The 13,267-nt window shown below is 70.4% G+C and carries 15 protein-coding genes; 9 read left to right on the forward strand and 6 right to left on the reverse strand.

Going from position 1 to position 13,267, the window contains the following annotated elements; translation table 11 throughout:
- Positions 1-146 precede the first annotated feature (146 nt).
- The 9 genes from HUW62_RS39790 to HUW62_RS39830 all read left to right on the forward strand — a co-directional run bounded on the left by HUW62_RS39790 (position 147) and on the right by HUW62_RS39830 (position 7,297).
- The gene (locus HUW62_RS39790) at positions 147-446 is read left to right on the forward strand and encodes a hypothetical protein (protein WP_163866750.1); all 300 of its coding nucleotides are present in this window, start codon (positions 147-149) and stop codon (positions 444-446) included.
- A gap of 3 nt (positions 447-449) precedes the next feature.
- Positions 450-1,796: an AgmX/PglI C-terminal domain-containing protein gene (locus tag HUW62_RS39795; RefSeq protein WP_176437390.1), complete on the forward strand. Its 1,347-nt coding sequence runs from the start codon at positions 450-452 to the stop codon at positions 1,794-1,796.
- A gap of 41 nt (positions 1,797-1,837) precedes the next feature.
- On the forward strand, positions 1,838-2,284 hold the full coding sequence (locus tag HUW62_RS39800; RefSeq protein ID WP_163866748.1) for a cyclic nucleotide-binding domain-containing protein: 447 nt from the start codon (positions 1,838-1,840) through the stop codon (positions 2,282-2,284).
- Positions 2,285-2,372: 88 nt separating this feature from the next.
- Positions 2,373-2,933, forward strand: coding sequence for a hypothetical protein (locus tag HUW62_RS39805; RefSeq protein ID WP_176437391.1), 561 nt, complete (start codon positions 2,373-2,375; stop codon positions 2,931-2,933).
- A 143-nt stretch (positions 2,934-3,076) separates the two neighbouring features.
- A complete protein-coding gene (locus HUW62_RS39810; RefSeq protein WP_176437392.1) occupies positions 3,077-4,339 on the forward strand; it encodes a hypothetical protein in 1,263 nt (420 codons plus the stop codon).
- 49 nt (positions 4,340-4,388) lie between these two features.
- Entirely contained in the window at positions 4,389-5,003 is a 615-nt protein-coding gene (locus tag HUW62_RS39815) for a polysaccharide biosynthesis/export family protein (protein WP_163866745.1), read from the forward strand.
- A gap of 36 nt (positions 5,004-5,039) precedes the next feature.
- Positions 5,040-5,906 (forward strand): hypothetical protein, encoded by an 867-nt coding sequence (locus HUW62_RS39820; protein WP_176437393.1) that lies wholly within the window; start codon positions 5,040-5,042, stop codon positions 5,904-5,906.
- Complete coding sequence (locus HUW62_RS39825) at positions 5,903-6,850, forward strand: RimK family alpha-L-glutamate ligase (protein WP_176437394.1); 948 nt, start codon at positions 5,903-5,905, stop codon at positions 6,848-6,850. Before HUW62_RS39820 ends, HUW62_RS39825 begins: the two co-directional genes overlap by 4 nt.
- Positions 6,851-6,907: 57 nt before the next feature.
- Complete coding sequence (locus HUW62_RS39830) at positions 6,908-7,297, forward strand: hypothetical protein (protein ID WP_176437395.1); 390 nt, start codon at positions 6,908-6,910, stop codon at positions 7,295-7,297.
- Between the two features lie 6 nt (positions 7,298-7,303).
- On the opposite strand, the gene HUW62_RS39835 is transcribed toward HUW62_RS39830, so the two are convergent.
- The 6 genes from HUW62_RS39835 to HUW62_RS39860 all read right to left on the reverse strand — a co-directional run.
- Positions 7,304-8,131 (reverse strand): inositol monophosphatase family protein, encoded by an 828-nt coding sequence (locus HUW62_RS39835; RefSeq protein WP_176437396.1) that lies wholly within the window; start codon positions 8,129-8,131, stop codon positions 7,304-7,306.
- A gap of 18 nt (positions 8,132-8,149) precedes the next feature.
- Positions 8,150-8,710 (reverse strand): TlpA disulfide reductase family protein, encoded by a 561-nt coding sequence (locus HUW62_RS39840; RefSeq protein WP_176437397.1) that lies wholly within the window; start codon positions 8,708-8,710, stop codon positions 8,150-8,152.
- A 1-nt stretch (position 8,711) separates the two neighbouring features.
- Positions 8,712-10,184 (reverse strand): UDP-N-acetylmuramate:L-alanyl-gamma-D-glutamyl-meso-diaminopimelate ligase, encoded by a 1,473-nt coding sequence (gene mpl / locus HUW62_RS39845; RefSeq protein ID WP_176437398.1) that lies wholly within the window; start codon positions 10,182-10,184, stop codon positions 8,712-8,714.
- Positions 10,177-11,367 carry a serine hydrolase gene (locus HUW62_RS39850; RefSeq protein ID WP_176437399.1) on the reverse strand — a complete coding sequence of 397 codons (1,191 nt, stop codon included), beginning with the start codon at positions 11,365-11,367 and terminating at the stop codon, positions 10,177-10,179. Before HUW62_RS39850 ends, mpl begins: the two co-directional genes overlap by 8 nt.
- Positions 11,364-12,263 (reverse strand): LD-carboxypeptidase, encoded by a 900-nt coding sequence (locus tag HUW62_RS39855; RefSeq protein WP_176437400.1) that lies wholly within the window; start codon positions 12,261-12,263, stop codon positions 11,364-11,366. The genes HUW62_RS39850 and HUW62_RS39855 overlap by 4 nt, the downstream gene beginning before the upstream one ends.
- Positions 12,264-12,373: 110 nt before the next feature.
- Positions 12,374-13,267, reverse strand: an 894-nt coding sequence (locus HUW62_RS39860) for an RsmB/NOP family class I SAM-dependent RNA methyltransferase (RefSeq protein ID WP_176437401.1), incomplete at its 5' end; no start/stop codon positions are given.

Below are 13,267 nucleotides of genomic sequence, written 5' to 3' on the forward strand. Positions count from 1 at the left end.
GACAGCCAGCACCTTCCGCGCACGTCGGAGCACCCTCGGAGGGAACTCCGCCCCCCGCGCCGGTGTCCCAGCCCGAGCCTGCTTCCAGCACCGCGCCCTCGAAGAGCGGCTCGGGTAAGCTGGCCACCGACAAGAACTAGGACCGCATGCGCGCCCCCTTCGCCCTCTTCGTGCTCCTCACCGCCGCGCCCGTGCTCGCGCAGGACACTCAAAAGTCCTCCGCGCCCGGCAGCACCGGCGGAGCCACGTCGAGCAGCGAAACCGCGCCCGCGAAGAAGGCGCCTCGCAAGGTCATCCGCCTGGACGCGCTCACCGTCGAGGGCCGCATCCAGAAGCCCCAGGCGTTCTACATCCTCCCCCGCTCCAACCTGAGCTTCGACGACCTCAACCGCACGGAGAGCTTCGTGCCCAAGGTCGAGAAGAGCGTCGAGCAGGAGCCCTTCTAGGCCATGGCCGCCCCGTCACATTCCAAGCTGCTCCGCGTCGGCCTCATCCAGAACGGCCAGATTGTCGAAGAGCACCATGTCCGGCGCGAGAGCGTCACCATCGGCCATGACGCGCGCAACACCATCGTCCTGCCCGCCTCGGACGACCGGCCCGCGCGCTTCAGCGTGTTCGAGCACCAGGGCCACCAGTTCCTGCTCGTCATCAACGAGTCCATGAAGGGCCGCGTCAACCTCGGCTCCTCCGACGTGGACTTCGACGCCCTCCGATCCCAGGGCCTCGCCTCGCGCCGCGGCGACCTCTACGTCCTGCCCCTCCAGGAGACCGCGCGCGGCAAGGTGGAGCTGGGCGACGCCACCCTCTTCTTCCAGTTCGTCGCGCCCCCAGCCGAGGAAGCGCGTCCGCTGATGCCCTCGGACATCCGCGTCAGCCGCTGGAAGACGATGGACCGCGTCTTCTTCGGCATCCTCGCGGCCTCGCTGCTCGTCCACTTCTCGGGCGCCGCCATCATCCTCTCCGCCGAGGCACCCAAGGAGCAGGAGCTGGCGTTGGATCAGCTCGATGACCGCTTCGTGCGCGCCATCATCCCCCAGCGCCCCATCGAAGCCGTGAAGCCCGCCGCACCGGGCCCCACCGAGGCACCGAAGGAAGACCCCAAGCCCACCGAGCCGAAGGATGGCGCGGAGAAGCCCGCATCGGAGAAGCCCGCGTCGGCCGCCGCCGCCGAGCGCCACGCGGAGATGGTGAAGAAGGTCTCCGACAAGGGCCTCTTGAAGATGCTCGGCTCCAAGGGCTCGGGCACCGGCGCGTTCCAGGACGTGCTGGGCAACGCCAGCGGTGGCAACGACATCGTCGCGGCGCTCCAGGGCGCGGGCGGCGTGGGCGTGGCCACCGAGGCCGCCGTCGGCAAGGGCAACACCCCGCGCGGCGGTGGCACCGGCACCGTGACGGGCATCGGCGAATTGGGCACCCAGGGCGGCGGCAAGGTGGACCTGGGCACCAAGAAGGAAGTCGAAGTGAAGGGCCGCGTGCAGGACTCGACGCCGGAGGTCGACAGCTCCGACGTGGACCGCGACGCACTCGCCCGCTACGTCCGCGCGCGCAAGGGCGCCATCCAGAGCTGCTACGAGAAGGAGCTCAAGCGAAACCCCAACCTCAAGGGCAAGGTGGTGGTGCGCTTCTCCATCACCCCGTCCGGTCGGGTGGGCGACTTCGACATCGACGAGAACACGCTCGGCAGCGAGGCGGTGGCCAGTTGCATCCGCGCCGCCATCCGAGGCTGGGTGTTCCCGTTCAAGCCCGAGTCCGCCGCCACCGTGTCCTACCCCTTCGTCTTCTCTCCAACGGGGTAGTCTCCAGCACCGGTGCACCTGGCGCGGGCTCCGAGGGGACCATGGAGAAGCTGGCAGTCATCGCCGCCTCACCGCTGTTCGAGATGCTCTCCCCCGTGGAGCTGGACCGCCTGGCGGAGCTCGCCCGGACGCGCCACTGCGCCCCCGGCGAGGTCATCTTCGCGGAGGGCGACTTGGGCGACAGCCTCTTCGTCGTCGTCGAGGGCCAGGTGGAAGTCGTCCGCGACGGCGACGATGGCGAGCCTCGGGCCCTGGCCGTGCTGTCCCATCCCGAGTTCTTCGGGGAGATGGGCCTCATCGACAAGGACTACCGCTCCGCCACCGTCCGCGCGCGCACGCAGGCCCACCTGCTCCAACTCACCTCTGGAGACTTGCGCGCCTTCCGCCAGCACCACGCCGAGGGCTTCACCTTCGTCGTCGTCAACATCGCGCGAAGCCTGGCTGCTCGACTGCGTGAGGCCAATGCCCGCCTCTCCGGTAACCACTGAATAACTGGAGGGTTGTCGCGTTGACACCCCTCCCCCCGCCTTCTACGCTTTGACGCTCATGGGAAGGGCCGGGAGAGCCGAGAGGCGTATGCGCACTGTCGGAATGGTCGCTGCAATCGTCGCCACGGGCGTGGCCGTCGCGCAGGGACCGGTGCCCTCGCCCCGGGCGCCCCCCGCCGCCGTGGCCCTGGAGAAGGCCAGCGAGGTGCCTGACTCGCAGAAGCTGGAGCGCAGCACCCAGGCGCTGAGCGTGATGCGAGACGTGCTCCGCCAGGTGCTCGGCAAGGTGGAGGAGGCGCGCCGCACCAAGGACGTGGTGAAGCTCAACTGCGCCAACGAGAAGCTCACGCAAATCAAGGGCCTCTTGCGCATCTCCGAGTCCGCGGACGTGTCGCTCCAGGAGGCCCTCACCCGGCGCGAGGTCTCCGCCAGCGAGCACGAATACACCAAGGTGATGATCGCCCGGCAGAAGGTCGGTCAGCTCCGCTCGGAGGCCGAGGAGTGCATCGGCCAGCTCGCCTTCCGCACCGACGAGAACCTCTTCGTCGAGGTGGAGGAGCCCGAGAACCTGCCTGGTGGTGATCCCACTCGCCCGCCCCCTCCCGACGACATCTTCGTCAGGCCGCCGCCCGCGAGCCCCATCAACTGAGTCCCGTGCGCCCTCCGGCCGAGTCCAGGTCCCGTGTCGAACAATTCTTCGGCCTCTGAAATCGCGCGTGCTATGACGCCCGAGGCCGTCCGCATGAAAGGTGGGAGTGGGTACGCCCTCTCACTGGGAAGCCACTGCGAGCCATGACGCTGAGAGGGACATTCTGGGGCACGGTCTGCGGGCTGGCGCTGATGGCGCTCGGCTCCGTGGCCATGGCTCAGGACATGAGCTCTCCGCCGCCCACGGGTGGCAACGGCTTCAAGGTGGGCAACGGCCGGCTGCATCCGTACTTCGATTTGGAGACGCGCCTGGACAGCGGCGTGGGCTACTTCGGCCGCGAGGGCCAGGAGTTCCCCGGGGGCGTGTCGCCGGACCTGTCGGGTGAGCTGGTGATGCACATCCGGCCGGGCATCCGGCTGGACATCCCTTCCCCCCGGCTGGCGTTCAACCTCAACGCCAACCTGGACTACGTGCTCTTCACGGGCCTGATGACGAAGGGCTCGAACGCGGCCTCGCACATGGAGGGCGCGGCGGACCTGCTGGCGCGCATCAACCCGGAGGCGCCGCTGTCGCTGGAGCTGTCGGACCAGTTCGCGCGCTCGGACCGGACGCGCACGGCGGCCATCGGCGCGGGCATCCTCAGCCTCTACAACGAGGCCAAGGTGAGGGCCCCGTGGCGGCCGGGTGGAGGCGCGGTGGAGGTGACTCCCGGCGTGGCCTACGCGATGGAGTTCTTCGAGCCGCTCGCGGCATCGGCGCCCGCGGACTGCGGCGACAGTGTGTGCGACCCCGTCGGCGCGGACCGCTTCAACTACGGCAACCTGCACCTGGGCGTGGAGAGCCGCTGGCGCTTCCTGCCGAAGACGGCGCTGGTGCTCGACACCGGCGTGGACGTGCGGCGCTACTTCAACGACGGTGGACCCAACGCCACGCTGCTGCGCGCGATGATCGGCGTGGCGGGCCTGGTGTCGCCCAAGGTCGCGGTGACGGCCAAGGCGGGCTGGGGGCAGAACTTCGGGGCGACGGGCGGCGGGACGGTGATTGGCCAGCTCGACGGCACCTACCTGTTCAGCCCCACGCTGACGTTCAAGGGCGGCTACCTGCGCAGGCTGGAGCCGGTGGCGGCCTACGGCACGTTCCGGGATGACCGCCTCTCCCTGGAGGCCCGCTCGCTGATGGGTGGCAAGCTGACCTTGCACGCGGTGGGCATGGTGGACTTCCTGAGCTTCGCCGGCAGCCGTGGCGACACGGTGGTGTCGGTGGACGTGGGGCCCGAGTACCAGTTCCGTCCGTGGCTCACCGGCGCCGCGGGCTACATGCTGAGCAACCGCTCCTCCTCGGTGGATGGCGGCGGCCTGAACTACACGCGCCACGAGGGGTATGCTCGCCTCTCGGTGACGTACTGAGCCCCCGCAGCGCCGGGGAAGCTTCCCCGCCCACGAGGTCTCCTCCCGGATGAGAACCCTCCGCCTGTCCATCGCCCTGCTCCTGTCGGGAGCGCTGTCCGCGTGCTTCGGCTCGACGCCGCGTCCTCCGCCCCCCACGCCCACGCTGGCGGCCGAGGCGGGAGAGGCCCGCTCGGGCGGTGGCACGCTGGGGCCCGGCGACGTGGTGGAGGTGCGCGTCTTCCAGGAGCCCGAGCACTCCGGGACGTGGCGCCTGTCGCCCGAGGGCACCATCGACTACCCGCTGTGCGGCAAGGTGCCGCTGCGCGGGACGACGCCCAGCACCGCGGCGGACATGCTGCGCGAGTGCCTGGCGCGCTACGTGCGCCGGCCGCAGGTGTCGGTGCTCATTCGCGAGTACAACTCGCACAAGGTGTTTGTCTTCGGTGAAGTGCAGAAGCCCGGCACCTTCCCGGTGGATGGGGAGATGTCCATCGTCCAGGCGATTACGCTCGCGGGCGGCTTCACCAAGCTTGCGGCGAAGAACAACACGCTGGTGACGCGCGTGGTGGACGGACAGGAGCGCAAGATTCGCGTGCCCGTCGAGGACATCGGCGTGGGGCGCGAGAAGAACTTCATGCTCCAACCCGGCGACATCGTCTTCGTGCCGGAGAGCTTCTTCTAGGTCGCGCGGCACCCAGCGCGCGGAGCACGTCGCACGGTGCAGACTGTGCGGTGCATGCCCCACCTGGTGCTCGTTGGCCCTGAGTCCTTTCCCTTCGTGCGCGACGTGCTGCGCGCCGAAGCCCAGCGCGCGGGACTGCGCGTCGTCGAAGTCTCCATGAGCGACTGGGGCACCGGCGTCACTCCGTGGGTGGAGGTGGTGGGAGGACGCTTCCGCGCGGGCCTCCTGGGGCCGTGGGGTGATTTGGAGTTGGGGCCCGAGGATGTCTTCTGGTGCCTCGCCGAAGGACCCCCGCCCCGCGCGGAGAGCGACTACCTGAGCTCGGAGTACGAGGCCCTGCGCGAGGCCTTCCACACGTGTTGTCCCGCGCGCGTCATCAACCGTCGCGGACTGCTCGCGCCGCTCTGGACGACGGCGATGTGGCGGATGCTCGCCCAACGACTGCCTTCACCGGAGGCCGACAGCGTCCTCGCGCCGCCGCACTTCCACCTGGGCGCGCCGCCCGAGGATGGCCAGCGCTGGACTCGCTGGCCCGAGGAGGCGGAGACGAGCATGGGGCAGGTGTGGTGGACGGTGCCCGAGCCCGGTCCGCTGCGACAGGCCCTGGTGCTGGGCTCGCACGTCACGCTCTGGCCGCTGGAGTTCGAGGAGGAACCTCCCACGCTACCGTCGGCACTGGAGAGGGACCTCACGCGTCTGGCCGCGTCCTGCGGGGCCGACGTGCTGGAAGTCCTGCTGGTGTCCTCGGGCACGCCGGACGCCTCCGCGCGGTGGACGGCGCTTCAGCTAGGAATCTCGCTCGAGGGACTGGAGCGACTGGTAGCGCAGGAGGACTCCGTGGCCCTCGCGCAGTTGGAGCGCTTCATCCGCGCGCGCTTCGCGAGCAAGGAGGACGCACGATGATTCTCGTCATGGGGCCCGTGGACGAGCTGGTGACGGCGTTCTTCCTCAAGCACCTCACCGACACGAAGCGCGAGTACCTCTTCGTGGACGAGCGTCACCTGGGCGTCGACGTGCGCCTGGAGCTGGACCTGCCGCAGGGCCCGTCAGGGAAGGGACGACTCCGGGGCGCGGTGCACTTCCCCACCTGGCGTGTCGGGCTGGAGGAGCTCACGGGCATCTACTCGCGCCTGGGGACGGGGAATGTCGAGCAGCGCAAGACGCCGGAGGCCCGCGCCGAGCAGGCCCACGCGGCGGCACTGCTCGACCTCTTCCCGGGCCCGGTGGCCAACCGCGCCACCGCGATGCTCTCCAATGGCAGCAAGCCCTGTCAGTACGCCGCCATCCTCGCCGCCGGCCTGCGCGTGCCGGACACCCTGGTGGGAGGCACCTGGGAGCGCTGGGAGCCCTTCGCGCGGGCGCTCGACGGTGACCCCGTCATCAAGTCCGTCAGCGACGAGCGCTCCCTGGTGAAGCAGGTGTCGTGGGAGGCCACCCGAGCCTCCGCCCGGCCCGGCCAGGCGCTGGCGCCCCACCAGTTCCAGCAGCGAATCCAAGGCACCAACATCCGGGCCCACGTCGTCGGTGCGCGCCACGTGCTGGCCTGTCGCGCCGAGACGCAGGCCCTGGACTACCGCCACCCCGACATGACGGGCCACACGGTGAGCCTGCGCGCCACCGAGCTGCCCGAGCCCGTCGCCGAGGCCTGCCGCCAGCTGTCACGCGCGCTCGGAGTCGACCTCGCGGGCATCGACCTCATCGAGCCTCCGGGAGGCTCCTCCAGGCCCGAGGACTGGGTCTGCCTGGAGGTGAATACCTGCCCGGGCTTCATGTGGTTCGAGCAGAACGCGGGGCTCCCTATCGCCCGGGTGCTTGCGGATTTCCTCGATACTTCGCTAGGCTCATGACGCTGTAATTTTCCGAGGATTTGGGAATCCACGGAAATCACCAGGGGGAAGTACACCATGTCGAATCAGTCGACTGATGCGGGGCTCATTTCGTCGCAGGACCTGCCGAAGCTCGCAGAGGCGGGGCACGTCGCGGCGCCCATGGTGGGCAACAGTGCCGCGGAGTTGCGTGAAGCGGTGCAGGCCGCGCTCGCCGAGCAGTGGTCGCTGATGGGCATCATCGACACGGGCAAGAAGGCCGCCGACCTGGGGAAGAAGGCCGCGGACGCGCTCACCGACAAGGGCAAGGAAATCGAAGACAAGGCCATTCATCGAGAGAAGGACGCCCGCGACGAGGCGCACCGGAAGATGAACGAGGACAAGGCCAAGAAGCACGGGCGTGAAGCAGGGGCCCACGGCGCCACCACGAACGCCTTCGCCCGAGCGCTGTCGGAGCTGCGCGGCTGATTCAGTTCAGGGCTTGGGCGTCCAGCCCAACTCGTCGATGAAGTGCCTGGCCTCGGCGAGCAGCACCGGGGCCAGCTTGGGCGCGGAGGCGATGACGTCTCCGCGCATCACGCTGAAGGGAGCGCCCGTGACATGGCGGATGACGCCTCCGGCCTCCTCCACCAGCAGCGAGCCCGCGGCGATATCCCAGGGCTTGAGGCCGAACTCGAAGAAGCCATCGAAGCGGCCCGCGGCCACATAGGCCAGATCCATGGCCGCGCTTCCCGTGCGCCGCATCCCCTGAGCGCGCAGGACGAAGCGGGTGAAGAGGCCCACGGGCCCCTCGGGCTTCTCGCGGACGTCGTAGGGAAAGCCCGTGCACAACAGCGCCTTGTCCAGCGCATCCACGGTGCTGGCGCGCAGCGGGCGGCCATTGAGCGTGGCGCCCTCCCCTCGCGCGGCGGAGAACAGCTCGTCCAGCATCGGGTCATACACGGCGCCAGCCAGCACGCCGCCAGGGCCCTCCACCGCCACGCTGACGCAGAAGTGCGGCACGCGGTGGGCGTAGTTGGTGGTGCCGTCGAGGGGGTCCACCAGCCAGCGCAGTCCATCCGTGCCCGCCATCGCGCCGCTCTCCTCCGCGAGGATGGCGTGGGTGGGGTGACGCTCGCGCAGGAAGGCGAGCACCGCCTCCTCCGACGCGCGGTCCGCGTCCGTCACCAGGTCGATGCCGCCCTTGAGTTCAATGGTGCGCTCGCCCAGGAAGCGGTCGGCGAGGATGCGGCCCCCGAGCCGAGCCCCCTCCTCCGCGGTGCGGCGCAGCTCGGCGGGAGTCTCCGGGGCCGTGTCAGCCATGACGTCTCCTGAGCGAGGCTACGGCGCGGGCTCGGCCAGCAGCGCTTCGATTTCCGACTGGTACTTGGTGAGGAACTCCTCGTTGAAGCCCTCATGGACGTGGCGCACCACCCCGCGCTTGTCGACGAAGTACGTCGTGGGCATGCCGCGCACCTTCAGCGTGCGCTCGGCCACGCGGGCGTTCTCGTCGACGAGGACGGGCAGGCCCACCTTCACTTCCTTCAGGAACGGCTCAATCGCGCGCGCGTCCTCGTCCACGTTGAGCGCGTAGACCTTGAGTCCCTTGGCGCCGTACTCGCGCATGAGGTTCTCGTAGAAGGGCAGCGCGTCCCGGCAGGGCTCGCACCACGTGGCCCACACGTCGATGAGCACCACGCTTCCCCTGTCGCTCACCAGGTCATACGGCTCGCCACCGGGGTAGCGCTTCACCTGGAAGACCAGCGGCTGCGTGCTGGAGACCTGCGTGCCCTGCTCTTCCGCGCCACCGGGCACGGAGGGCGTGAGGGACGGCATCGTGCTGCTACGGGCACAACCCGTGAGCGACAGGATACCCAGGAGGACAGTGAGCGGGAGGCGCATGTCAGGCAGTCTCCCCCGCGCGGGCCTTCAAGGCCACGAGCAGCTTCTCGATGAACCCACCGAAGGCGCCGTTGCTCATCACGAGCAGCACGTCACCGGGGCGTGACTCGCGCGCCACCAGGTCCACCATGGCCTGCACGTCGGTGGAGCCCTCGGCGGTGATTCCCTGGGCCTGGAGGTCCGCCACCAGCTTGCGCACGTCGAGTTCCTCGCCGACGGGCACCTTGTCATGCCGCTCGGGGACCTTGAGGCTGGCGCGGGCCGCGCCGGTGAAGGCGTGGGCGTAGTCCTCCTGGTGGATGTTGCGGCGGCTGGTGTTGGAGCGGGGCTCGAAGATGGCCCACAGCCGGCGCTCCGGGTAGCGGTGGTGGATGGCGTCGATGGTCTCCCGCACGGCCGTCGGGTGGTGCGCGAAGTCGTCCACCACGAGGATGCCATTGGGTTCGCCGCGAGGCTCCTGCCGGCGCTTCACGCCCTGGAACGTGGACAGGCCCCTGGCGATTTCGTCGAAGGACAGGCCCAGGCCGCGCGCGGCGGCGATGACGCTCAGCGCGTTCTCCACGTTGTGCAGGCCGCCCATGGGCAGCTCCACCGTGCCGAGCACCGTGCCCCGCTCCACCACCTGGAAGCGCGCGCCGTTGGCACCGAAGGAGACCTCGCGAGGGACGTAGTCCGCGTCCGCTCCCTCCTTCGCGACGTAGGTGACGACGCGGCCCTGGCAGCCCTCGCGCGCGAGCTTCACGGCGTTGGGGTACGCGGCGCAGACGACGAGCTGCCCGTCCTGGGGGATGAGCCGGACGAACTTCTCGAACGTCGCCTCGTAGTGGGGCAAGTCTCGGAAGATGTCCGCGTGGTCGAACTCCACGCTGGTGAGGATGGCGGTGCGCGGACGGTAGTGGAGGAACTTGGAGCCCTTGTCCCAGTAGGCGGTGTCGTACTCGTCGCCCTCGACGACGAAGTGCGGACCTTTGCCGACGCGGTAGTTGCCCGAGTAGTTCTGGGTGACGCCGCCCACGAGGAAGGACGGGTCCTTGCCGGCCTCGACGAGGACGTGGGCCATCATGGAGGACGTGGTCGTCTTGCCGTGGGTGCCGGCGACGACGACGGAGTGGGAGCGGGCGAGGAAGAGCGAGCCCAGGGCGGCGGGGAAGCTCATCTGCTGGAGGCCGCGCTCGCGGACGGCGGTGGCCTCGGGATTCACGCGGCGGATGACGTTGCCGATGATGACGAGGTCCGGCTTCGCGTCGTCCAGGTTCTCCGGACGGTAGGGCGAGGCGGCGGGGATGCCCCACGCCTTGAGCATGTCGCTCATGGGTGGGTAGACATTCTCGTCGCTGCCGGTGACTTCGTAGCCGGCGGCCTTGAGCATTCCAGCGAAGGAGCCCATGCCGGTGCCCGCCACGCCCACCAGGTGGACGCGGCGGACGCTGCCGGGCTCGAGGGTGTCGAGGACGTTACCGTTGTCGTCAGCCATGCGTTCCCTGCGAGATGCTGGTGAGGCCGAGCGCCTCCACGACGAAGTCATGGAAGACGGGTCGGAAGTCGCGGATGCGAAGCTCCTGGCGGCCGAGCGCCACGCGGTTGGTGACGAGCGCCACCACCAGCGAGCGACGCAGGTCCACCCAGAGACTCGTTCCGGTGAAGCCCAGGTGCCCGACGGCGCCCGGAGGTGAGTCGCCCACGAAGCGGCCCGCGCTGGAGCCGACCTGGGACGGTGAGTCGAAGCCCATGGAGCGCGTGCTGCCTTGCACGAGCGCATCCGTGGCGAGCGCCCGGTGCCAGAGCGGGGCCGGCGCAATCACGGGGCTGGTCCCCGCGCAGCCATCGAGCACGGCCTGACCGAAGCGGGCCACATCCACGGCGGTGCCGAAGAGGCCCGCGTGTCCCGCGACGCCGTCCATCACCCAGGCGTTGTCGTCGTCCACTTCACCCGGCCGCGTGGGCTGGGTGGGCACGTCCTTCCACAGCGACTCCTGACCGGGCGCGGGCTCGCGGGGGCGCGAGGCGCCGGTGGGCGCGGGCATGGCGTCGGCGGGGAAGTCGGTGAGGCGGTGGAAGCGGGCGGAGAGGCCGAGCGGCTCGGCGACGTGGCGGGAGAAGAGCGTGTCGAGCGGGGCGCTGGCGGCGCGGGAGAGAATCTCGCCGAGGAGGATGAAGCCCACGTCGCTGTAGGCGGTGCGAGTGCGAGGCGCGGCGGCGAGCGGCGTGGAGGCGGCGGCCTGGAGGACCTCGTCGCGGACGCGGGAGCGCGTGGCGGAGGGACAGGTGGCGTCGAGCAGCTCGGGGTGGGCGGTGAGGGCCTGGGCGAAGAACGGGACGAAGGGAGGCAGGCCGGAGCGGTGGTAGAGCAGGTCCGCGACGGTGGCGCCCGCGTCACCCACGGGCGAGCCGGGGAAGTAGCGGGACACGAGGGTCTCGGGGCCCACCTTGCCTTCGGTCCACAGGCGGAGGAACAGGGCGGTGGTGCTGAGGACCTTCGTGAGCGAGGCGAGGTCGAAGCGCGTGTCGCCGGTGACCTTGCCCGCGACGCCGCCGAAGACCTGGACGCCCCGGTGGAGGACGACGGCCTGGGCGGCGGGGAAGACGCCGATGCCCACGGCCTCGTCGAGCAGCGTCTGGAGGACGGCGATGGGGTGTTGCTCAGGAGGAGCGCTCATGCACGCACGGCTCCTTCGAGGAACGTGAGCCGGGCCGAGTCCGCGTCCAGGCGGACCTGCGTGCCGAGGGCCACGGGGTAGTTGAGAGCGCCGTGGCCGATGGGGAAGCCCGCCGCGCAGGGGACGCCCGATTCGCGGGCGAGGTCTCTGAGGACGTCGCCGCTGGTGTAGTCGGTGTTCCGCTCCTCGCAGGCGGTGAAGTCGCCGAGGACGATGCCGCGCACGCGGGAGAAGACGCCGGCGAGGCGGAGCTGGGTCCACATGCGGTCGAGGCGGTAGGGGCGCTCGGTGACGTCCTCGAGGAGGAGCACGGCGCCGTCGAGGGGCGGCAGGTACGGGGTGCCCAGGAGGGTGGCGAAGACGGAGAGGTTGCCGCCGACGAGGTGGCCCTCGGCGGTGCCGGGGACGTAGGTGGCGGTGCCGGTCAGCGGAGGCGGAGCCTCGGGGGACTCGAGGAGGCGGAAGAAGTAGTCGCGGACCTCGGGAGGCTGCTTGCCGAGCTGGGTGAGGACGGGCCCGTGGATGGAGACGCGGCCGAGGACCTGGAGGGCGGCGTGGACGGAGGTGAGGTCGGAGAAGCCGGTGAAGAGGCTCGGCGCGGCGTCGGCGAGGGGAAGCTTGGGGAGGAGCCGGGCGCTGCCGTAGCCACCGCGGGCGCAGAAGATGGCGCGGGCGGAGGAGTCGAGGAGGGCGTGGGAGAGCTCTTCGCCGCGGCGCGAGTCATCACCGGCGAGGTAGCGGTAAGCGGAGTCGAGGTCGGGGCGGAGGACCGGGGAGTAGCGCTCGGCGATGACGGCGAGGCCGACGTCGAAGAGGGGGCGGTCGAAGGGCCCGGAGGGAGCGACGACGTGGACGGTGTCGCGGGGGCAGAGCGGGAGGGGCTTGAGCCAACGCACGGGCGCTTCATAGCACCGGGGGGACGGCGGGCATCCGGATTCGAGCCGGGAGCGTTGAGTACTCCCGGACGTCGGAACGCGGACACTGCGGTCGCTCGAAGCCCCCTCCCCTACCCGGCCGAGCGCTCCAGGACGGCCGCGAAGAACGCGTCGGTGCCGTGGCTGTGGGGGGCGACGAAGAGGAAGCCGTCGCGGACACAGGCGTCGGAGAGCCACCCCGCGCCGGGACGGGTGAGGCGGTAGTCGGGCCGAGCCGCGAGGAAGGCGGAGACGACGTCCTCGTTCTCGGCGCGATTCACCGTGCAGGTGGCGTAGACGAGCCGGCCGCCCGGGCGCACCAGGTCCGCGCCGCGCTGGAGGATGTCGAACTGGAGCGGGGGGAAGCGGGCGAGGACATCGGGGGTGATGCGGAAGCGCTGGTCGGGGCCGCGGCGGAGGGAGCCCAGCTCCGAGCAGGGAGCATCCACGAGGACGCGGTCGGCGCCGAGGCCCGGGGTGGGAGGGGTGCGGAGGACCTGGACGCGGGTGAGGCCGGCGCGAGAGGAGCGCTGGAGGAGTCGGTCGAGCCGCTCCGGGTCCGGGTCATGGGCGAAGAGGCGGCCCGAGTCGCGCATCGCGGCGCCGAACTGGAGCGTCTTGCCTCCGGCGCCCGCGCACAGGTCGACCACGGTTTCGCCGGGGAGGGCCTCCAGGAGGAGGCCGAGGAGCTGGCTGCCCTCGTCCTGGACCTCGAAGCGGCCTTCCTGGAGGGAGGGCAGCGCGTAGAGGTTGGGCCGGGGCCCGTCGATGTGGAGGGCGAGCGGGCTCCAGGGGCCCGGGAGGGTGGAGACGCCCTCGGAGCGGAGGCGCTCGGCGAGTTCCTCTCGGGAGGAGCGGAGCGGATTGACCCGGAGGGTGATGGGCCCGGGGACGTTGAGGTGGGCGCAGAAGGCGTCGGCGTCAGGGCCGAGCTCGCGGGAGAAGTGGTCGGCGAGCCAGTCCGGGAGGGAGTAGCGGAGGGCGAG

The sequence above is a fragment of the Myxococcus sp. AM011 genome, from assembly GCF_013372595.1.
GTDB classification, from domain to species: Bacteria; Myxococcota; Myxococcia; order Myxococcales; family Myxococcaceae; genus Myxococcus; species Myxococcus eversor.

Excerpts from the sequence above, each read along its gene's own strand:
- HUW62_RS39805 (WP_176437391.1), top strand. The coding sequence starts at position 2,373 with ATGCGCACTGTCGGAATGGTCGCTGCAATCGTCGCCACGGGCGTGGCC.
- HUW62_RS39835 (WP_176437396.1), bottom strand. The coding sequence starts at position 8,131 with ATGGCTGACACGGCCCCGGAGACTCCCGCCGAGCTGCGCCGCACCGCG.
- HUW62_RS39800 (WP_163866748.1), top strand. The coding sequence starts at position 1,838 with ATGGAGAAGCTGGCAGTCATCGCCGCCTCACCGCTGTTCGAGATGCTC.
- mpl (WP_176437398.1), bottom strand. The coding sequence starts at position 10,184 with ATGGCTGACGACAACGGTAACGTCCTCGACACCCTCGAGCCCGGCAGC.
- HUW62_RS39795 (WP_176437390.1), top strand. The coding sequence starts at position 450 with ATGGCCGCCCCGTCACATTCCAAGCTGCTCCGCGTCGGCCTCATCCAG.
- HUW62_RS39840 (WP_176437397.1), bottom strand. The coding sequence starts at position 8,710 with ATGCGCCTCCCGCTCACTGTCCTCCTGGGTATCCTGTCGCTCACGGGT.
- HUW62_RS39830 (WP_176437395.1), top strand. The coding sequence starts at position 6,908 with ATGTCGAATCAGTCGACTGATGCGGGGCTCATTTCGTCGCAGGACCTG.
- HUW62_RS39825 (WP_176437394.1), top strand. The coding sequence starts at position 5,903 with ATGATTCTCGTCATGGGGCCCGTGGACGAGCTGGTGACGGCGTTCTTC.
- HUW62_RS39810 (WP_176437392.1), top strand. The coding sequence starts at position 3,077 with ATGACGCTGAGAGGGACATTCTGGGGCACGGTCTGCGGGCTGGCGCTG.
- HUW62_RS39850 (WP_176437399.1), bottom strand. The coding sequence starts at position 11,367 with ATGAGCGCTCCTCCTGAGCAACACCCCATCGCCGTCCTCCAGACGCTG.
- HUW62_RS39790 (WP_163866750.1), top strand. The coding sequence starts at position 147 with ATGCGCGCCCCCTTCGCCCTCTTCGTGCTCCTCACCGCCGCGCCCGTG.
- HUW62_RS39815 (WP_163866745.1), top strand. The coding sequence starts at position 4,389 with ATGAGAACCCTCCGCCTGTCCATCGCCCTGCTCCTGTCGGGAGCGCTG.